Here is a 19,771-nt window from a genome sequence, read left to right as displayed (position 1 = left end):
TAACCATTCTGCTGTTGTTACTCTGTTCATTATTAGTTTTCGTCTTTCTTGTTTCATTAAACAAAAAATGTTATAATAAATATGTTTTCCTTAAATTACTAAAGGAATTATTTAAATACAAAAAGAATATAATTATTTATTAGAAGTAATATCATTTTCTTCTATTTAAAATGAAAAGGGTATATTTATGAAAAAAATAGAAAATAAATTTATCAACACTATCATGGATTTTGTTAATGCAATTGGTAAAGACAAGGTTGGTGTATATAGTGCTCAGGCCTCTTTCTTTATTATGCTTTCAATTTTTCCATTTGCTATGTTGATTTTAAATATGATTGGGCTTACTCCAATCACTGAAGACTACATAGTTAATTTTGCAAATTCTTATTTACCTGATAGCGTTAAGCCTCTTATTATTCAAATAATAAACGAGATGTATTCAAATGTATCCGGTACTGTTATTTCCATTACAGCTATTGTCGCTATATGGTCTGCGTCAAAAGGTGTATTATCTGTTATGTTTGGTATATATAATATTTATAATGTGCATTCATCAAGGAACTATTTTATATCACGATTTATCTCTATGATATATACTGTTTTCTTTGTAATTGCCATGGTTGTCACATTAGTACTTTTAGTATTTGGAAACAAACTGTTTAAACTTGCAATTTCAATTGTTCCGCCTTTGATAAATGTTTCTGTTTTATATACAATAACAAGTTACTCGGCAGTTTTTATAATATTAACACTATTCTTTCTAATAATATTCAAGGTTGCAAATTTAAAGTTAGCTAAATTCAGGAAAATATTACCTGGAGCTGTATTCAGTTCTCTTGGATGGATTTTGTTTTCATTTGCATTTTCAATTTATGTAGATAATTTTTCTAATATGACATATATGTATGGCAGCTTAACCGCAGTTATAATTATGATGTTTTGGATTTACTTTTGTATTTACATTTTATTTATCGGAGCAGAAATAAATGTTTATTTTTATCCTGAAATTTCAAAAAAAACAGCAATTAACCAATAACGGCAATTGCTGTTTTTTTATAAAAAAATTCAATTATATCTTCGTAACTATAGCTGGAAAGTGCAAGTTCTTTGCAACCATTCTGACTCATTCCGCAACCGTGTCCAAATCCTCCACCATATATTTTAATCCCCCACCATTTTCCATTCCTATAAATGTTTTCAATTGAAAAAAAACTACTAGGAAGCATTGACATATTACTCCTTATATCACCATCATTAAGCTTTATCCCTAAGCCATATGGATTAAGTGCTTTTCTTATATTAATTTGGTTGCTTATGCTAATCTGCTTATTTTTTCCGTACACGGTAATATTAGAAACTATACCTCCTGCACCTCTATTATTAATTTCTATTTTGCTAATTTTTCCTATATCGTATCCTATATAATTATTTACAACATATCTTAAATGAGACTTAGACATTTTTACATTCCATCTATAGAACGGATATTTATTTTCTAAATCCGTTTTAGATTTCTTTTTTATATAAGTATCAAAATCTGCCTGCGTTTCTGCTTCTTCTAAATTTTGTTTTACATGAACGCTTTCCAGATATTTTTGTTTTTTTGTTCCCCAAATTTTATAATCTGTAGTATACCCACATGATGTAGAAAAGAAATAAGTGTTTATTAAATTATCATTATAAGTAACTACTTCGCCTTTTGTTTGTGCTACCGCATCTTTTATTTTATTATCAGGCTCAACTATATTGTATACCTGATACGCTGTACTATCATCTCCAAAAGCATTATATTCCTTATATTTTTCATTATTAATTCTTTTTGCAATATATGTTCTTGCACAAACAGCCTGGGCTTTTAATGCTTCATTTGGATATGAGTTATTTAATTCACTTGATACAACAGCCGCTACATAGTCTTCAATTCCCACTTCATTTACTACAACAATTCCATTTTCTGTCTTATATAAATATATATCTCCTTTGTAACCGTTGATTTTTCCATTTCTTTTTATCGAGTTAATATGAATTTTTTTCTTATTATTTGAAATCTTTATTATACTACTTCCATTAAAATATTCTGACCCACATGAAATTATTTTATCTTCATTTACAATTTCTGAATTTTGAAAGTCTTTTCCATAATTAATATTTATTTTTTCTTTTTTCTTTATTTCTATATTATTGTGATAAATCGAACTAAAATCACTATTCATAAGAACTATTCTTACATTATTCAATTCCATATTTATAATTTTTTCAGTCTGATTTTTTTCTTCATTTGCTTTGCTTTCATCATCATATATAATTTTATTAACTATGATATCCTGACCATATGTTTTTAACTGATTGATTTTTATAAGTACATCCTGACACTTAATTGTATATGCACAAAAAGTAACTATAAGTATTGTAGATAAAGCAAAAATTATCTTTTTCATTTTTTGCACCCAGCCTTTCAAATACGACTTACAGCTTTATATCTAAATTTACTATTACATAAGAAAGGCACAGCAAAAATGCTGTGCCAACTTATCTTTTGATTTATACTCGAAATGCCGTCCTTGCCTTTTGAGTCCTAGCTTGCGCCAGGTGGGCAACCGCATTCACACTTCTGCCTTCCACTAGCTAGCCACCTGTACTATGTACTGACGGCATATATGAGGCCTGACATCCATGCAAAGATATAGGAATCCCGTCTCGATAAATGTAGGTTCAAAATATACAAGTCTACGAGCATTCCAAGGAAACAAACACAATCAATGACTGTGTTGTTTGTAATATTATTATAGAATATATTATTCTTTTTATCAATGGAAAATACTGACTATTTATTATTTTCACAAAACTTTAACATTATAATTTGCATTTCCACTTGAAGATTGTCGTATAACAATCTATTTTTTACCTTATCTTTTTTCTACTATTTCTCCCTGCTTTTTGTAGATTGAATTGGCTTTAACTACGCCTCTAACACTTGATAAAGGATAGATATTTACATTTCTTCCAATGACTGTTCCCGGATTTAGGACTGAACCACATCCTACTTCTACGTAATCTCCAAGCATTGCTCCAAATTTCTTTAAACCTGTTTCAATCTTTTCTTCTCCATCTTTAACCACAACTAATGTTTTGTCTGATTTTACATTTGAAGTAATTGATCCGGCTCCCATATGCGAATGCGTTCCTAAAATACTATCTCCAACATAATTATAGTGTGGGACCTGAACAGTATTGAATAATACAACATTTTTTAATTCTGTAGAATTACCAACAACACAATCTTTTCCAACAATAACTTTTCCACGGATAAATGCCCCAGGTCTTACTTCTGTACCTTCATCAATTATCAATGGTCCGTTTAATGTTGCTGTTTTTGCTATTGTTACATCTTTAGCAATCCATATATCTTCCTGTGGATGGTCAAATTTATCTTTCGGCAAAGTCTTACCTAATTCAATTATAAAATCACCTATATTAGCTAATACTTCCCATGGATATTCTACCCCATCAAATAATTTAGCTGCAATTGTTTCGTTTAAATCATATAAATCTTTTATTTTGTACATTCTAGCACCTCTCTTTGTGAATTATTTTTCTTTCACTATTTAAAGAAAAACTGTTACTAATATAAGTAACAGTTTTTCGATATGATCTTATTCTACTGTAACTGATTTTGCAAGATTTCTTGGTTTATCTACATTTAATCCTTTTAATACAGAAGTATAATAAGCTATCATCTGTAACGGAATAACTGTTACCATTGGCATTAATACATCTTCTAATTCAGGTACTTCTACTATATAATCATTTACACCTTCTGCAAACTGCTCTCCTTCCTTACAAACAGTAATTGTCATTGCCCCTCTTGATTTAACTTCAACAATATTGCTTACTGTTTTTTCAAGTAAGTGACTCTGTGTAGCAACTGCTATTACCGGCATACCATCTGTAATAAGAGAAATTGTTCCGTGTTTTAATTCGCCTGCAGCATAACTTTCAGAATGAATGTATGAAATCTCTTTCAACTTAAGTGAGCCTTCCATACTAAGTGCATAATCAAGCCCTCTACCAATATATAATAAGCTTGACGCTGTTATTAACTTGCTGGCAATATATTTACATTTACTCTCAGCCTGCATTGTTTTTTCTAAAACTTCAGGAATATTCTTTAACTCTTCTGTAAGTCTCTTACACTCTGCTTCGTCTATACATCCTTTAGCATATGCCATTTCAAATGCTATTAAATACATAACAGACATCTGTACTGAGAAAGCTTTTGTTGATGCTACTGAGATTTCAGGACCTGCATGAGTATAAAGAACCATATCTGATTCTCTTGCAATTGAAGAGCCCTTAACATTAACAATTGAAAGTACTTCTGCGCCTCTTTCATGTGCTAACTGCAATGCTGCCTTAGTATCTGCCGTTTCACCTGACTGTGATACAACAACCATCAAATCATCTTTTCCAATTATAGGGTCTCTATATCTAAATTCTGATGCAATATCAACTGTGACTTCTGTTCTTGCTAATTTTTCAATTACATACTTTCCAACCATTCCTGCATGCATTGCTGTACCACATGCAACAATAAATAACTTATGATATGATTTTAATTTTTCAGGTGTAAGTCCACATTCTGATAAATCAGGCATACCATTCACAATTCTTGGTGCAATTGTTGTATTTACTGCTGTTGGCTGTTCATGTATTTCTTTTAACATGAAATGTTCATATCCACCCTTTTCAGCTGCATCCATATCAAGTTCTGAAACCTGAATTTCTTTCTTAATATTCTGCTTATGAAAATCACAAAATTCAATTCTATCTGACTTAATTGTTGCAATCTCACCATATTCAAGAAGATAATAATTTCTTGTATATTTTAAGATTGCAGGTACATCGCTGGCGATAAAGTTTTCTTCTTCACCTTTTCCAATAATTAACGGGCTGTCTTTTCTTACTGCATAAATTGTATCAGGAAAATCTTTAAAAATAATTCCCAATGCATATGCACCTGTAACATCTTTTAATGTCTTAATTATTGCATCTATAGGATCACCTTCATAATAGTAATCTAATAATTTTGCAACTGTTTCTGTATCTGTTTCACTTACAAATGTATATCCTTTATCAATTAGGAAATCTTTAATTTCTTTATAATTTTCTATAATCCCATTGTGTACAATTGATACTCTCTTATTTCCATGTGGATGAGAGTTAATGTCTGATGGTTCACCATGTGTTGCCCATCTTGTATGTCCAATACCACAATGTCCATATGGTTTATGTTCTTTTTTCATTTTTTCTGTAAGGTTCTTTAATTCTCCTTTTGCCTTACATACAGATATTTCACCTTTTTCAAATACTGCTATTCCTGCTGAATCATATCCTCTATACTCAAGTTTACTTAATGAGTCTATTAATACATCAGCGCAGTCTTTACTGCCCACATATCCTACTATTCCACACATTATTTGTTCCTCCTGTAAAATTGTGCCACATAATTATAGTAATTCACCATCTGATTAGCATTGTTGATTCTTAGAACATTATCTGTTCTACCTCTTATAAAATCATCTAATTTCTTCATATATTCATCAGCTGTTATTTCACCCTCTGCAACCTTGGTAAGACCTAATTCCCAACTTGCTGTCAATTCAGGGTTAAGAAGAGATCTTATTGACATATAAACTACGCCATAAACCATTTCTCCTAATTGCATTGGTGTCACAATCTGTGTTTTACTATTTAACTTAATGTATTCATTTTTTTGTAGTTTGGTTATTATTCCAGCTCTGGTAGCACTTGTACCAATTCCACTTCCTTTTATCTGAGCTCTTAAATCCTCGTCCTCTATAAGCTGACCTGCGTTCTCCATTGCAAGAATTAAAGAACCTGAATTATATCTTTTTGGTGGTTTTGTTTCACCTTCTTTAATATCCAGACCTACCATTGAAATTTTATCATTTTTCTTTATATTTTTCAACAATTCAAAAAATTTGCTGTCTAGTGTTAACTCCTGATTTTCACTATCATTAGTGCCATCTTGATTTTCAGCATCATTTTCCTGCTTATCTTTTGAGCTTTTCTTTTCGCCCGGAACGCCTGCAATTTCAAAATAACCTTTCTGAACTAATATTTTAAAATTGCTTCCAAATTGTTCCATTGTTTCACTACCATCTTTGAAAACAGATTTAACATTTCCTATCAATGATGCTTTTTTGTATATAGCCGGCGGATAAAAAATACTTAAAAATCTTCTTACAATAAGCACGTATACTTTCTGTGCAACCGGTTTTAAACTATTTAAGCCATTTAATCCCTGTCCTGTAGGAATTATTGCATAATGGTCTGTTATCTTCTTATCATCTACATATTTAGTTTTTTCTAACCCTTTGTAAGAACCTGCTTTTAAAATATTTTCAGCAAATCCTTTTACCGGAGTAAATCCTCTTAATCCATTTATATTCTTATAAATCTCTTTTGATACCGCAGTAGATAAAACTCGTGCATCAGTTCTTGGATAAGTTACCAGTTTCTTTTCATATAGTTCCTGAACTACATTCAATGTTTCATCAGGATTTATCTTAAATAATCTAGAGCAATCATTCTGAAGTTCTGCAAGATTAAATAACAATGGAGGTTGCTTTTTTTCATCTTTTTTAGTAATTGACTTAACCATTAATTCGACCGGCTGTGAAACATTTATTGCCTCAATTAATTCTTCTGCCGTCTTTCTTTCTTTAAAACCATTTTCCTTATATAAAAATGGTGTTTCAAAATATTTTGTATTTTCAACTGCCTTCCATTCTGCATCTACTTTGTAATCTTCAATCTGCAATTTACCATTTACTCTGTAAAATGGTGTTTTTACAAAATTTCTTATTTCCCGTTCTCTATTGCATATCATTCCTAATACGCACGTCATAACCCGACCTACAGAAATTACTGTGTATTTTTTATTTAAGAATCTTGCAATTGAATTTCCATATCTAAGAGTTAATAATCTAGAGAAATTAATTCCCATTAAATAATCTTCCTTCGCTCTTAAATAAGCCGCGTCAGACAAATTATCATATTCAGATATATCTTTTGCTTCCCTAATTCCTCTTAAAATTTCTTCTTCAGTCTGAGAGTCAATCCATACACGTTTTTGTACTTTATCATGTACTCCTGCTTCCTGAGCCACCAGTCTGTATATATATTCTCCTTCTCTTCCTGAGTCAGTGCAAACATATATCGTCTCTACATCTTCTCTGTTCAAAAGACCTTTTACAATATTAAACTGCTTTTTTACTCCAGGAATTACTTCATATTTCCATTCTCCTTCCGGAATAAAAGGCAAATCCTGAATATTCCATTTTTTCAATTTTTCATCGTAACATTCCGGATAGCTCATAGTAACCAAATGACCCACACACCATGTTACTACAGCATTTTCACTTTCTAAATATCCGTCACCACGTTTTGTATTCTCTTTTAATGCTTTTGCAAATTCAGCAGCAACACTTGGTTTTTCTGCTATAAATAGTGATTTTCCCATTAACACTCCTGCCTTGTCCGGTAATTAATTTATCTCGTCTAATGTAATACTGTATGATGGAAGAAATTTTTCAATAAAAAAAGCAATCTCCGGCATCTTCATTTCGTCTATACTCTTTTTAATTGAATTTTGTGCATTAACAAAATCTGTATTTCCCATTTTTGACTCTTCTATGCACTTTATATATGCTGATAATCTATCTGCAGCCTTTACATATTTCCACTCTTCATTTTGTTCTTCTTTTAAGATAGTTCTGTAAACCTTTCTCATTTCTTCCGGCAATTCATTTATAAGCTGATTAGTAGCCACTTCCTCTACCTTTTTATAAGAATCTCTTATTTCAGGTGCATAATATTTTATAGGTGTAGGCAAATCTCCCGTAATAATTTCGGATGTATCATGAAACATCGCTAAAACCGCTATGTGTTCTGCATCATTTTGTTTATTAAAATAGATATTTCCTATAGTAGCTAAAGCATGGGAAATAACAGCCACATCTAAACTATGTTCTGCTATATTTTCCTGAATTGTATTTCGCATAAGCCCCCATCTGTTTATATATTTCATTCGGGCAAGCATACCAAAAAAATTGTTCATTTATTCTCTCCATATTACAAAAGTTTTCTACCTTTTAAATAGATACAAAGGTCTTTTTGTCATTAAACATCATCAACAAAAAGACCTTTGTATTTGTAATTTACGGTATTACCTTCGCTTACAATATATTTATATTATTTAACTTCATATTTCAAATTTTTAAATATATATCTGAGAAATAAAATAATACTTCACAAACTCTTGTGCACTACATGTTTACACAATTATGCTCTCTTTACATATTTAAAAATTTCTTTACAACAGATTCCATTTCATCTACATTGCATAAGTTATTATGACGGATTTCTGCGTTTCTGATTTCTTCAATTGCATTTGGAACTTTAACATTTCCAATCTTGCTTAATTCATCAACTAATTCAAAATCGCCAAGCTTATCATATGCAGGATTAATTGCATTCATAACACTTCTTGTAAATTTGAATGGGCTTGCTGTACTTGCAATAACAGTTACCTTATCATCATTTGTATCTTTCTTGTACTTACCATATACACATGAAGCAACTGCAGTATGAGTGTCCATAATATATCCTGTCTTGTCATATACTCGTTTAATTTCTTCTGTTGTTTCAGCTTCAGTAGCATAATTTCCATAAAAATCAGCAAGTTGCTTTCTCATTGAATCAGTAATAGTATATTTTCCGTCTTTTGCTAGTTCTGCCATTAATTCAGCATTCTTTTCTGAATCATTTTCAGCAATTTTATAAATTAATCTTTCAAGATTACTTGAAATCAAAATATCCATAGATGGTGAGTTGGTTAAAATAAACTCTCTGTTTCTATCATAGCATCCTGTTTCAAAGAAATCATAAAGTACTTTATTATCATTTGAAGCACATACTAATTTATCAATCGGAAGTCCCATATTCTTTGCATAGTAAGCTGCTAAAATGTTACCAAAGTTACCTGTTGGAACTACAACATTAATTTTTTCATCCTTAGCAACTTTTCCTTCTGCAAATAATTTTACATATGCATATACATAATAAGCAACCTGTGGGATAAGACGTCCAATATTAATTGAGTTTGCTGATGAGAACTGGAATCCTTTTTCATCCATTTCTTTTGCAAGTTCTTTATTTCCAAATATAGCTTTAACTCCACTCTGTGCCTGGTCAAAGTTTCCATTTATTGCTACAACAAATGTGTTATCACCTTTCTGTGTAACCATCTGTTTTTCCTGAATAGGGCTTACTCCACCATGTGGATAAAATACTACAATTCTTGTTCCTTTAACATCTGCAAATCCTGCCAAAGCAGCCTTACCTGTATCACCTGATGTAGCTGTCAAAATAACAATTTCATTTTTAACATCATTCTTTTTAGCTGATGTTGTAAGTAAATGTGGAAGTATTGACAATGCCATATCCTTAAATGCTATTGTTGCGCCATGGAAAAGTTCCAAATAGTATGCGCCATCAACTTCTGCTAATGGAGCAATTTCTTCTGTATCAAATTTAGAATCATATGCTTTATTAATACAATTCTTTAATTCTTCCTCTGTAAAGTCTGTAAAGTATAATTTCATAACTTCATATGCAACTTCCTGATATGTCATTTTTGACAATTCATTTACAGATACTTCTAACTTCGGAATAGTTGTAGGTACAAATAATCCTCCATCATCTGCTAATCCTTTTAAAATAGCCTGTGATGCCTTTACTTCTCCACCTTGTCCACGGGTACTTCTGTATAATACTTCCATCTTTTCCTCCTACTGATAACCTTATTTGTTATTTATATAGTTTATTAAACCTTCTGCTTTAATGATTTTCTGCATAAACTCCGGGAATGCCTGACCTTTAAATTCAGTTCCTTTTGTTTCATTGTAAATCATACCTGTATCAAAATTAACTCTTACCACGTCTCCTGCCTCAATGCCTTTAGCAGCTTCCGGGCATTCAATAATTGGTAAACCAATATTTATTGCATTTCTATAAAAAATTCTGGCAAATGTTTCAGCTATAACACAACTTACACCCGATGCCTTAATTGCTATTGGTGCATGTTCTCTTGATGAACCACATCCAAAATTTTTATCAGCTACTATAATATCGCCTTCTTTGACATTTTTTACAAAATCAACATCTATATCTTCCATACAATGTTTTGCAAGTTCCTTTGCATCAGGAACATTTAAGTATCTTGCTGGAATAATTACATCTGTATCAACATTATCGCCGTATTTAAACACTCTTCCTTTAGCTTCCATTTCTGCCTCCTATAGTCCTAATTCTTCCGGTCCTGAAATCTTACCTGTAACTGCACTTGCTGCTGCTACTGCAGGGCTTGAAAGGTAAACTTCTGATTCAGGGTCTCCCATACGTCCTACAAAGTTTCTGTTTGTTGTAGCTATTGCTCTTTCTCCCTTTGCAAGAATACCCATATGTCCTCCAAGACAAGGGCCACATGTTGGTGTGCTTACTGCGCATCCGGCTTTAATGAAAGTCTGAATTAAGCCTTCTTCAATTGCCTGTAAATATACTGCCTGAGTTGCTGGGAAAATTATGGCTCTTACACCTTTTTTAACTTCTCTGCCTTCTAATACTTTGGCAGCAATTCTCATATCTTCAATTCTTCCGTTTGTACATGAACCAATAACAACCTGATCAATCTTAACTTCGCCAACTTCGTCAATTGTTCTTGTATTTTCAGGAAGATGTGGAAATGCAACTGTCGGTCTTAATTTACTTAAGTCAATAGTGTATTCCTCATCATATTCAGCATCCTCATCTGCTTCATATACTGTAAATTCTTTAGTAGAATGTTCCTTCATATACTGAATAGCCAAATCATCTACAGGGAAAATACCATTCTTTCCACCTGCTTCGATTGCCATATTTGTCATAGCGAATCTGTCATCCATAGATAAGTATTTAATTCCATCTCCAACAAATTCCATTGAGCGGTATAATGCACCGTCAACACCGATTAAACCAATTATATGTAAAATAATATCTTTTCCACTTACCCATTTAGCCGGTTTACCTGTAAGATTAAATTTAATAGCTGATGGAACTTTAAACCAAGCCTGACCTGTAGCCATACCTGCTGCCATATCAGTACTTCCTACACCTGTTGAGAAAGCTCCAAGGGCTCCATATGTACATGTATGTGAATCTGCACCAATAACTACGTCTCCGGCAACAACTAACCCTTTTTCAGGAAGTAATGCATGTTCAATTCCAACTCTTCCTGTTTCAAAGTAATTAGTAATTTCGTTTTCTTCTGCAAAATCTTTAACGCATTTATATAATTCTGCTGATTTAATATCTTTATTTGGTGTAAAATGATCTGGTACTAATGCAATTTTATCTTTGCAAAACACACAATCAACATTCATTTTTTTCATTTCGCCAATCGCTACAGGAGCTGTTACATCATTACCTAAAACCAAATCTAAATTGGCTTCAATCAACTGTCCTGCTTCGACTTTATCTAATCCCGCATGTGCTGCAAGAATTTTCTGAGTCATAGTCATTCCCATGTTCAGATTCCTCCTTAATTGAATACGCTTTTATTCTAATGCACTATTTTATAACAAAATTCAATCAGCGTCAATTGATGATAATTATTTATTTCATTTTAAATCTTAACAATTCATTATAATTATCCATATCGAGAACTATTACATTTCCATCAAATCCAATAACGTACAAATTATCGTCTATATATAATCCTCTAGAAGAATATATATTTCCGGACATTTTTATTTTTGCTCTTCTTACAAATTTTTCATTTTCTTTATCATATCCAAATATATAATAATAATTTTCTATATTACCATTTTTATATTCTTCAGCCATGAATCCGATTATATTTTTCTCATAAGATACCATAACCGCTTTATAATTATATAACGCTTCTGAATATTCAGTTCCACTTATCACCTTTCTGGATTCTAATTCAGCTTTTCCATTTTTAATATTATACATATCAAGTTTTATTTCCTGATTATTTTCATTTTCTGTATTCATTCCTAATCCTAATAAACTATCTTCTCCATAGAAATGCAAATAATCTGAGTATCCGGAAATTTTTAATTTTCCAATAATACTTGGATTTTCTATATCAGAAAAATCAACTGCAAAAAGAGGGTCTGTATTTCTATATGTAACAAAATATCCATAATCGCCCATAAATCTTGCTGAATAAATTTCTTCATTTTCAGCTAATCCTTCTGTTTTTGAAACAACTTTCATGCCTGAATCTAAAACATACAGATTATTGTGCATATCATTTTTATAGAAATCATTTTCTAAAACTTTTTCATTATATATGTCTTCGTATCCGATTACTTCATCCTGTTTATTATAAACAACAATTCTACTAACAAGATTTTTATAATCATTAACGGTTGTAACCATTCTAATATGCCCTTTATATTCATCAACAGATAAATTGTCATCTATTGTTCCATCTACAACTCCATCTGCAATTATTTTCAAATTTCCATCTTTGCATTGTATTTTTATTATTTCGGTATTGCTTTTTTCACGTACATAAACAACTTTTTCTTTTGCATATACTTCATTAAAATTAATATCCGGATATGCTTTTTTAAGATATTTTTTATATTCCTTTCTTATTTTTACATCTTTATCTTTTATATCTATTTTGCTTATAATTTTTTTTCCTTCCTTTGTGTCAGAAATATCTTCCTCACTGCTTTTTGATATGCATAAATACAAATTGTCCTCACTCATATAAACATTAGTATTTCCGACAGCTATAGCCTTTGTTCCCATTATTTTGTCGGGTTTTAAAATATTAACTGATGTAACAATAACATAATCACTACCATCACTATTTTCAGGAATATAAATATCCGAAGCTGCCATTTTTTCATTTTGAACATATGGTACGCAATTATCTATTGAAATATTGTCTATCGGTTTATTTGTAACAGTATATAAAATATTTCCAACTAATCTTGAAGAATTATAATTGCCTTCTATCTTCAAAGTTGATGCTAATTTAGCATTTTCAATATCTGTTATATCGTAAATCAATACTTCTGTATTTCCCGAATAAATTGCTATATCATAACATCCCATTTTTCCGGTTGAAGAACTATATTTACTTGCAAAAACTACGAGTCTATTATCATTAACGTACATTTCCTGATACTCATATTTATTTTTATTTTTTCCTGATGATAAGTTTATTGCTCCAACCTGTTTAGTATTTTCTCCATCAGCATTGCATATTAAAACTTTACTCTTGCTTTGATTAAGAAGAAATATATTCTTGCCATTCGTCTTTACGATATCTGCTTCATCTACGCCTTGCGTCTGTACATTTGTATTGTAAGATTTAGATTGTGATGATGCTGAAGAATCTGCTACATTAGTACTTTCAGATTTTGCAGTTTTAAGTCCGTTTCTTTCTTTCATTCCATAGTAAATTGCATTATTTGCAATTTGTAAATTTTTAAGTTTATCATATATATCCGAATAACTTTCATTATTGTCTGATTTGCTCTCATTATTCTTTTCATTTACAACTACATTGAACGTTCCACTATTATTATCGTTAGTTATATAATTGTATGTAACATTAAATACTCCAACAATTAACGCAAGGCATGCGGCAATTGTTCCAATTTTAAGTATTTTCCCCTGTTTTTTTCTTTCATTACTTTTGTTTAATAATCCGTTTAATTCTTCACTGTTCATTTTGTCAGGAATTATTGTTTTATCAGATTCTTCTTTTATAAAACTTGCAATTTTTTTATTTTCTTTATTTACATCCTCAAAAAAATCTTTCTTATCCATTCCTAATCCTCCAAATATTTTTTCAATTTGTTTAAACTTCTATTCAATTTAGATCTTATGGTTGATGATTTAATATGTAATATTTTTCCGACTTCTTCACTTTTATATCCTTCTATAATGCATAAAGTCACAATCATTCTGTCTGTTTTATTCAATATGCTCATAGCCATTTCCAAGTCGATTTTTTCTTCTTTATTATCTGTTTTTCCTTCAACACCTGTTAATTCATCAAATTGGATAACTTTAGGATTTTGAATTGTTACTTTATCATATTTTTCCCGCATTTGTCTTTTACATTTGCCTGATAATATTTTTATAATCCAAATATCAAATTTATCTGTGTTTTTTAGTTTTCCAATTCCTTTATAAGCATCTAAAAATGTTTCACTTACTGCATCTTTAGCCTGTTCACTGTTTCCTATTGTGTAAAATGCAAATTTGTACAAATCTCTATATACTGCTGAATACAGATTTTCAAATGCAGTCTTATTTCCCACCTTTGCTTTTTCTACATCATTGATTTCATAATTCATATTGTTTTCTCCATAATTTATTCCTGAATAAACAATAGTGTTTTCCAGGTTGTGTACACTTTACCCTTCAAATATATAGTGTTCTTCTTTTTCCGTTTTGTTGCATTCTTCTTTAAAATATGTTATAAATTTCTTGTTGCTTTTTGGAGCGGTATCGAAGAGGCCATAACGAGACTGACTCGAAATCAGTTTGTCCATTTACTTGGGCACGTGGGTTCGAATCCCACTCGCTCCGCTTTTCTCTTGTTATACACATGACTTTTTTGTATATAACAACAAAACTCATCTTACATGATTATTTGCATATTCACATGCATTACTCTTCATGTAAGATGAGTTTTTTCGTTTACGTGACTTTGACCTTATGAAATCAAATTATACTGCCATCATAAAACACCATAATAAAAAGCACATAACAGCTAAATATCCGAAGAAAATCACCATTCCTTTTTTGTTTTCATAAAATTCCATAATGAATTCCTCCTTTCTAAAATCCGTCTCCTTTATTTATATAAAATTATATCATTTTTTCCTTTGTTTTTCTATGACTAAGCTTGTTTTTCCACGGACAAATATAGCCAATATTACGTCTTCTTTTTTGGTTATTTTTATATCTTATTTCACCTGTATGTATATTTTATTTTTGCTACTTTTTATGATAAGATATATTATTATGTCAAAACAAAAACATAAAACTACAAAGTGTGTTTATTATAATAGTTTATAACTTTATGTTGGAATCAAAAAGGTCTTTCACCCACTCATTAGCAAGCTTATGTGGACTTAAACCTTTTGCCCCTGGCATAAACTTTATACTATTATTTATGCTGACAATTTCAATATTGTCACTTTTATCATTTTACTAATTTATAAAGGAGTATCCGCAATGTATTACAACTCTTTAAATGCTTATTTAAGAAATAAATTTGGATGTAAAGTATATAAATTGTCTATAAGTTCCGGCCTTTCATGTCCTAACAGAGATGGTAATATTAGTACGGGTGGTTGTATTTTTTGTAGTGAAGGTGGTTCAGGTGACTTTGCCAGCAATCCTTCATATTCAATAACTGCCCAAATTGAGGAAGCAAAAGAAAAAGTTTCAAAGAAAATATCATCAGGTAAATACATAGCCTATTTTCAATCATTTACAAATACATATGGTTCTGTTGAATATTTAAGAAAAATATTTACAGAAGCAATAAATCATCCTGATATTGTTGCTTTGTCAATTGGGACCCGACCTGACTGTTTGCCTGACGAAGTAATTGCACTTTTAAATGAATTAAATTCAATTAAACCTGTCTGGATTGAACTTGGATTACAAACAATTCACGAAAAAACTGCAGAATTCATTAATCGCGGTTATAATTTGGATTGTTTTAATAACGCTGTAACACGTCTCAATCAAGCTAATATAGATATTATAGTACATTTAATATTAGGACTTCCCGGAGAATCTATGGAAGATATATTACAATCAGTTGATTATGTTTGCTCCTTACATATTCAAGGCATTAAGCTTCAATTACTCCACATATTAAAAAACACTACTCTTGCAGATATTTATATGCGAAATCCTTTTCATGTTTTCACTATGGATGAATATGTTTCCCTGATAGGCAAATGTCTTGAGCACATTCCTTCAAACATTGTTATTCATAGATTAACCGGAGATGGTCCAAAATCTTTATTAATAGAGCCTTTATGGAGCGGAAATAAAAAATTAGTTTTAAATACTCTCAATAAATATTTATCTGATATGGACATTATTCAAGGGAGTAAAGTTATCAACTAACTATTTACTTAACTACACCTTGTTTTGTTTCGCTCTCAAGAGTTGTTTGTATTTCCTGACTTTGTGTAGTTTCAATTTCCTGTGTATTTTCTACTTCACTGGTTTCTTCTGTCGTTACTTCACTTTCATATTCAGAAGTAGTTTCCTGACTTTCTGTTTCACTTATCGTTTCTGTGATTTCTTCTTCAGTAAAAGGTTCAGAAATCTCTTCTTCAACTATTGCTGGTTCTATATTCAATATTAGCTCATCATCGTCATTTGCCACACCCTTTTTTTCAACTTCTCCTGCCAGGGTATTAATACTTTTCCTACATAGTTTATTATAATCTTCCTTTCCTGCTTCTGCCAATTTTATACACAATGCAGCTTTTCCTAGTGAAACATTATTTTTCTTTGCAACTTTTTCAACCTTTTTATCTACTTTTATATCCTGATAAATTGTTTTAAATTTCTTTCCCTTATCAATTTCGTATTTTTCAGTATTATATTGAACTGAATTTAGTACTTCTTTTCTTGTCTTTGCATTATCTGACACAACTGTTACAAGCATAGAATTCTTATTTTTTTTCAAATATCCTTCATTCGATATTTCTTTTATAATTCCATTCATTACATCTTCGCATTTAGATTTTTCATTCAATTTGTTTCTCAATTTTTTTACAATTAACTTTGCATCTTTGTTTCCTGCTACAATTTTTTCAACGCATCCTTCCTTATTAAATTGTACCGTAATACTTGGATTAACATCTACAATTATGGAAAAAGCATATTTTTCCTCCTTAAACTGCTGTTTTGGAGAAAATACCATTATAACAATCATAATACACGCCACCATAGCAGTAACAATACCACCAAATATAACTTTATTATTCTTTCTAAATAACGGCTCATCATTACCAAAAAGTTCAGACTCGTCTTTTATTTTTTCTATTTTATTTTCACAAATTTTATTAACTAAATCCGGAGCCATTGATTCAAATTTGTCATCTAAAATTTCTTTTATATCCTTTTCTTTCATCATATGCCTCCTATGCTTCAATTTTACTCTTCATTTTTTTTAATGCTCTGTTATATTTAGATAATACAGTTGATAGCGGTAATCCTGTAATTTCAGCAATTTCTCTATGTTTCATCCCCATATATATGTACATAATTACAATCGTTCTTTCTTCTTTTTTTAATGACGCAAGTGCCTGTTCTAATAAAATTCGTTGTTCACTAACATTATTTTCATTATCTGTCACATAATTCTCCACCAAATCAAAATCAACTTTTGTAATTTTTCCATATTTTCTTATGTGGTCGAGATATACATTTTTTGCGACACGACACATCCACCCCATAGGTGTACCTTGTTTTGTGTATAAATGACTTCCATTACGCACTTTTATATATGTATTTTGCAGCATATCTTCTGCATCTTCTTTGTTTCTCGTAAGCGATAATAAAAACCCATACAATTGTTTATACGATGCATAATATAATTGTGCAAAAGATTCATTATCACCATCTGCTATTTTTGCAAATAATCCTTCATCTATTTTATTATTTTCACTTTGCATAAATATTACCTTATTATATCCCCTTTTTATTCACCCCGTAATTAGTATCATCTCATACTCTATTATCTACTAATTAAACGTGATATGTTCAATTTTTATTGCATAAATTAAATGCAAAACTGATTTTTATTGCATATAAACTAAAAAATTGAATAAAAATTAAGCAAAAAGTTTAGTTTCTATTCAACTTTTTAAGTTTTATATTTTATTTTTAGCTATTTTCTTTGTTTCATCAATCAAAACATTTTTAAATTCCACATATTCTTCAGTTCCGTCAACATAATACTCATGTGGCATTTTTGTTCTCTTTACTTCAGGATAAATTTTTTTCATTTGTTCATTACAATACTTCTGTTTTTCTAAAATTTCCGGATCGTCATACACTAATTCACCATTTTTAAATATTGTTTTTTGTAATTTTTCTAATTTAAAATTAGTAATTGTAGTATGTTTTAATATATTGGCCGGATCAGCAATAACTATTTTATCCCTTGATACATTTTCTATTCTTCTTGCCATTATATCTGCAATTGCATATCCTGTTTCTTTATCATATGCTCTATATAATTTTTTAAAATCAGGATTGATTGTCTTTGAAACATCATTACTTAATTTTATTTTAGGAATCCAATTTCCATCTTTCTTTAATGCAACTTCTTTATATACGCATCCCATTCTTCCTTCAGGTTTAGAAATGTTATCGCCAACACCAAGACTTGAGAACTCTGCTCCCTGTATAATTAATGATTCTATTGATTCAGCTGTAAGTCCATTGCTTAAGCATATTCCTGCATCTTCTAATCCTGCATCATCAAGCATTTTTCTTGCTTTCTTAGATAAATAAGCTAAATCTCCTGAGTCAATTCTAATTCCTTTTAATCTATAACCGTTTGGAACTAAATACTCTTTTGCAACTCTTATAGCATTTGGAACGCCACTTCTTAGAGTATCAATTGTATCAACTAATAATAAGCAATTATCCGGATAAGCTTTTGCATATGCTAAAAATGCATCATACTCAGTGTCATATGACTCAATCCAACTATGTGCCTGAGTTCCCAGTCCTTTCATATTAAGCATATCCGCAGCAATATCATTACTTGTTCCATCACATCCTGCCATAATTCCATATATTGACGCATCTATTGCTGCTTCACAACCATCTGCTCTTCTAGCTCCAAATTCCATTATTGTCACATCATCAGGAGTAGCTTCTACTATTCTTCTTGCTCCTGTTGCATGTTCCATTGCTCCGTTAACCATAGATAAAATTGCAGTTTCAATTATCTGTGCTTCAATTATAGGTGCTTTTACCGTTATTATAGGCTCATTTGGAAATACAGGAGTTCCATCAGGTATTGCATATATATCACCCGAGAATTTCAATTTTTTTAAATATTCTACAAATGACTTACCATATCCTTTTCTTTCTAAATATGATAATTCCTGTTCTCCAAAACTGAAATCTTTAATGTATTCTATTACTTTATCTAATCCTGCCATAATAGCATACCCGCCATTGTTAGGCACTTTTCTAAAGAAAACATCAAATGCAGCAATCTGATTTTGCATTCCATTCTGATAATATCCGTTCGCCATTGTAAATTCATATTCATCTGTCATAAGAGTATAATTTCTTGGTAAACGTTTATATCCATTATATATTTTCATCAAACTTACCTCTGTCTTTCTTTTTGTTTTTCACTATTCCCATTTTACTTAGTCTTATTTCTTTATTATATTTGTATATCTTTTTAATTTTATTACTTGAAGTTTAAATTGTCTACCTTTTAAAATAAAAAATACCAAACTGTGGATGTTATTCGCAACCTGATTATACTCTTTGGATTACCTCATGCTAAAAAAGAGCCTAAAAAATGCGGTCAATCCTATCGAATTAACCGCATTTCATTAAAAATCAATCTTAGTTATTGATTAACTTG

General features: G+C 30.6%; 15 protein-coding genes, 1 tRNA gene and 1 other RNA gene. 3 read left to right on the top strand and 14 right to left on the bottom strand.

Annotation, left to right across the window (positions count from 1 at the left end; genetic code table 11):
- Positions 1–187: 187 nt before the first annotated feature.
- Positions 188–1,036 carry a YihY/virulence factor BrkB family protein gene (locus ABMA45_RS06500; RefSeq protein WP_022089078.1) on the top strand — a complete coding sequence of 283 codons (849 nt, stop codon included), beginning with the start codon at positions 188–190 and terminating at the stop codon, positions 1,034–1,036.
- Here the strand turns inward: ABMA45_RS06500 and ABMA45_RS06495 are convergent.
- The 11 genes from ABMA45_RS06495 to ABMA45_RS06445 all read right to left on the bottom strand — a co-directional run bounded on the left by ABMA45_RS06495 (position 1,026) and on the right by ABMA45_RS06445 (position 14,471).
- Positions 1,026–2,438, bottom strand: coding sequence for a SpoIID/LytB domain-containing protein (locus ABMA45_RS06495; RefSeq protein WP_022089077.1), 1,413 nt, complete (start codon positions 2,436–2,438; stop codon positions 1,026–1,028). The genes ABMA45_RS06500 and ABMA45_RS06495 overlap by 11 nt on opposite strands.
- A gap of 102 nt (positions 2,439–2,540) precedes the next feature.
- Positions 2,541–2,748: non-coding RNA, 6S RNA (gene ssrS / locus ABMA45_RS06490), on the bottom strand.
- A 158-nt stretch (positions 2,749–2,906) separates the two neighbouring features.
- The gene (locus tag ABMA45_RS06485) at positions 2,907–3,566 is read right to left on the bottom strand and encodes a transferase (protein ID WP_022089076.1); all 660 of its coding nucleotides are present in this window, start codon (positions 3,564–3,566) and stop codon (positions 2,907–2,909) included.
- Between the two features lie 87 nt (positions 3,567–3,653).
- The gene (gene glmS / locus ABMA45_RS06480) at positions 3,654–5,474 is read right to left on the bottom strand and encodes a glutamine--fructose-6-phosphate transaminase (isomerizing) (RefSeq protein WP_022089075.1); all 1,821 of its coding nucleotides are present in this window, start codon (positions 5,472–5,474) and stop codon (positions 3,654–3,656) included.
- A complete protein-coding gene (locus tag ABMA45_RS06475) occupies positions 5,474–7,546 on the bottom strand; it encodes a DNA topoisomerase (RefSeq protein ID WP_022089074.1) in 2,073 nt (690 codons plus the stop codon). Before ABMA45_RS06475 ends, glmS begins: the two co-directional genes overlap by 1 nt.
- A 24-nt stretch (positions 7,547–7,570) precedes the next feature.
- On the bottom strand, positions 7,571–8,143 hold the full coding sequence (gene yfbR / locus ABMA45_RS06470) for a 5'-deoxynucleotidase (RefSeq protein ID WP_022089073.1): 573 nt from the start codon (positions 8,141–8,143) through the stop codon (positions 7,571–7,573).
- Positions 8,144–8,378: 235 nt separating this feature from the next.
- Entirely contained in the window at positions 8,379–9,866 is a 1,488-nt protein-coding gene (gene thrC, locus ABMA45_RS06465) for a threonine synthase (RefSeq protein ID WP_022089072.1), read from the bottom strand.
- Between the two features lie 21 nt (positions 9,867–9,887).
- Positions 9,888–10,373, bottom strand: a complete 486-nt coding sequence (leuD, locus tag ABMA45_RS06460) for a 3-isopropylmalate dehydratase small subunit (RefSeq protein ID WP_022089071.1) — start codon at positions 10,371–10,373, stop codon at positions 9,888–9,890.
- 9 nt (positions 10,374–10,382) lie between these two features.
- The gene (gene leuC / locus ABMA45_RS06455; RefSeq protein WP_022089070.1) at positions 10,383–11,648 is read right to left on the bottom strand and encodes a 3-isopropylmalate dehydratase large subunit; all 1,266 of its coding nucleotides are present in this window, start codon (positions 11,646–11,648) and stop codon (positions 10,383–10,385) included.
- A gap of 88 nt (positions 11,649–11,736) precedes the next feature.
- On the bottom strand, positions 11,737–13,938 hold the full coding sequence (locus ABMA45_RS06450) for a beta-propeller domain-containing protein (RefSeq protein ID WP_022089069.1): 2,202 nt from the start codon (positions 13,936–13,938) through the stop codon (positions 11,737–11,739).
- A gap of 2 nt (positions 13,939–13,940) precedes the next feature.
- Positions 13,941–14,471: an RNA polymerase sigma factor gene (locus ABMA45_RS06445; protein ID WP_022089068.1), complete on the bottom strand. Its 531-nt coding sequence runs from the start codon at positions 14,469–14,471 to the stop codon at positions 13,941–13,943.
- 145 nt (positions 14,472–14,616) lie between these two features.
- On the opposite strand from ABMA45_RS06445, the gene ABMA45_RS06440 reads away from it, so the two are divergent.
- Together ABMA45_RS06440 and ABMA45_RS06435 are read left to right on the top strand one after the other, a co-directional pair.
- Positions 14,617–14,706, top strand: a tRNA-Ser gene (locus ABMA45_RS06440).
- Positions 14,707–15,357: 651 nt separating this feature from the next.
- The gene (locus ABMA45_RS06435; RefSeq protein WP_022089066.1) at positions 15,358–16,266 is read left to right on the top strand and encodes a TIGR01212 family radical SAM protein; all 909 of its coding nucleotides are present in this window, start codon (positions 15,358–15,360) and stop codon (positions 16,264–16,266) included.
- A 4-nt stretch (positions 16,267–16,270) separates the two neighbouring features.
- On the opposite strand, the gene ABMA45_RS06430 is transcribed toward ABMA45_RS06435, so the two are convergent.
- The 3 genes from ABMA45_RS06430 to ABMA45_RS06420 form a co-directional block, all read right to left on the bottom strand.
- On the bottom strand, positions 16,271–17,284 hold the full coding sequence (locus ABMA45_RS06430) for an anti-sigma-I factor RsgI family protein (protein ID WP_022089065.1): 1,014 nt from the start codon (positions 17,282–17,284) through the stop codon (positions 16,271–16,273).
- 10 nt (positions 17,285–17,294) lie between these two features.
- The gene (locus tag ABMA45_RS06425; protein ID WP_022089064.1) at positions 17,295–17,828 is read right to left on the bottom strand and encodes an RNA polymerase sigma factor; all 534 of its coding nucleotides are present in this window, start codon (positions 17,826–17,828) and stop codon (positions 17,295–17,297) included.
- Between the two features lie 198 nt (positions 17,829–18,026).
- On the bottom strand, positions 18,027–19,499 hold the full coding sequence (locus ABMA45_RS06420; protein WP_022089063.1) for a nicotinate phosphoribosyltransferase: 1,473 nt from the start codon (positions 19,497–19,499) through the stop codon (positions 18,027–18,029).
- Positions 19,500–19,771 lie beyond the last annotated feature (272 nt).

Origin of the sequence: Eubacterium sp. CAG:156 (genome assembly GCF_000434315.1) — a bacterium.
Taxonomy (GTDB): domain Bacteria; phylum Bacillota; class Clostridia; order Lachnospirales; family Lachnospiraceae; genus Eubacterium_U; species Eubacterium_U album.
The sequence above is the reverse complement of the archived record's forward strand: the minus strand, read 5'-3'. Positions and strand labels throughout refer to the sequence as shown.

Bases quoted from the DNA above. Each gene is read 5' to 3' on its own strand.
- ABMA45_RS06500 (WP_022089078.1), top strand. From the start codon at position 188: ATGAAAAAAATAGAAAATAAATTTATCAACACTATCATGGATTTTGTT.
- ABMA45_RS06495 (WP_022089077.1), bottom strand. From the start codon at position 2,438: ATGAAAAAGATAATTTTTGCTTTATCTACAATACTTATAGTTACTTTT.
- ABMA45_RS06485 (WP_022089076.1), bottom strand. From the start codon at position 3,566: ATGTACAAAATAAAAGATTTATATGATTTAAACGAAACAATTGCAGCT.
- glmS (WP_022089075.1), bottom strand. From the start codon at position 5,474: ATGTGTGGAATAGTAGGATATGTGGGCAGTAAAGACTGCGCTGATGTA.
- ABMA45_RS06475 (WP_022089074.1), bottom strand. From the start codon at position 7,546: ATGGGAAAATCACTATTTATAGCAGAAAAACCAAGTGTTGCTGCTGAA.
- yfbR (WP_022089073.1), bottom strand. From the start codon at position 8,143: ATGAACAATTTTTTTGGTATGCTTGCCCGAATGAAATATATAAACAGA.
- thrC (WP_022089072.1), bottom strand. From the start codon at position 9,866: ATGGAAGTATTATACAGAAGTACCCGTGGACAAGGTGGAGAAGTAAAG.
- leuD (WP_022089071.1), bottom strand. From the start codon at position 10,373: ATGGAAGCTAAAGGAAGAGTGTTTAAATACGGCGATAATGTTGATACA.
- leuC (WP_022089070.1), bottom strand. From the start codon at position 11,648: ATGGGAATGACTATGACTCAGAAAATTCTTGCAGCACATGCGGGATTA.
- ABMA45_RS06450 (WP_022089069.1), bottom strand. From the start codon at position 13,938: ATGGATAAGAAAGATTTTTTTGAGGATGTAAATAAAGAAAATAAAAAA.
- ABMA45_RS06445 (WP_022089068.1), bottom strand. From the start codon at position 14,471: ATGAATTATGAAATCAATGATGTAGAAAAAGCAAAGGTGGGAAATAAG.
- ABMA45_RS06435 (WP_022089066.1), top strand. From the start codon at position 15,358: ATGTATTACAACTCTTTAAATGCTTATTTAAGAAATAAATTTGGATGT.
- ABMA45_RS06430 (WP_022089065.1), bottom strand. From the start codon at position 17,284: ATGAAAGAAAAGGATATAAAAGAAATTTTAGATGACAAATTTGAATCA.
- ABMA45_RS06425 (WP_022089064.1), bottom strand. From the start codon at position 17,828: ATGCAAAGTGAAAATAATAAAATAGATGAAGGATTATTTGCAAAAATA.
- ABMA45_RS06420 (WP_022089063.1), bottom strand. From the start codon at position 19,499: ATGAAAATATATAATGGATATAAACGTTTACCAAGAAATTATACTCTT.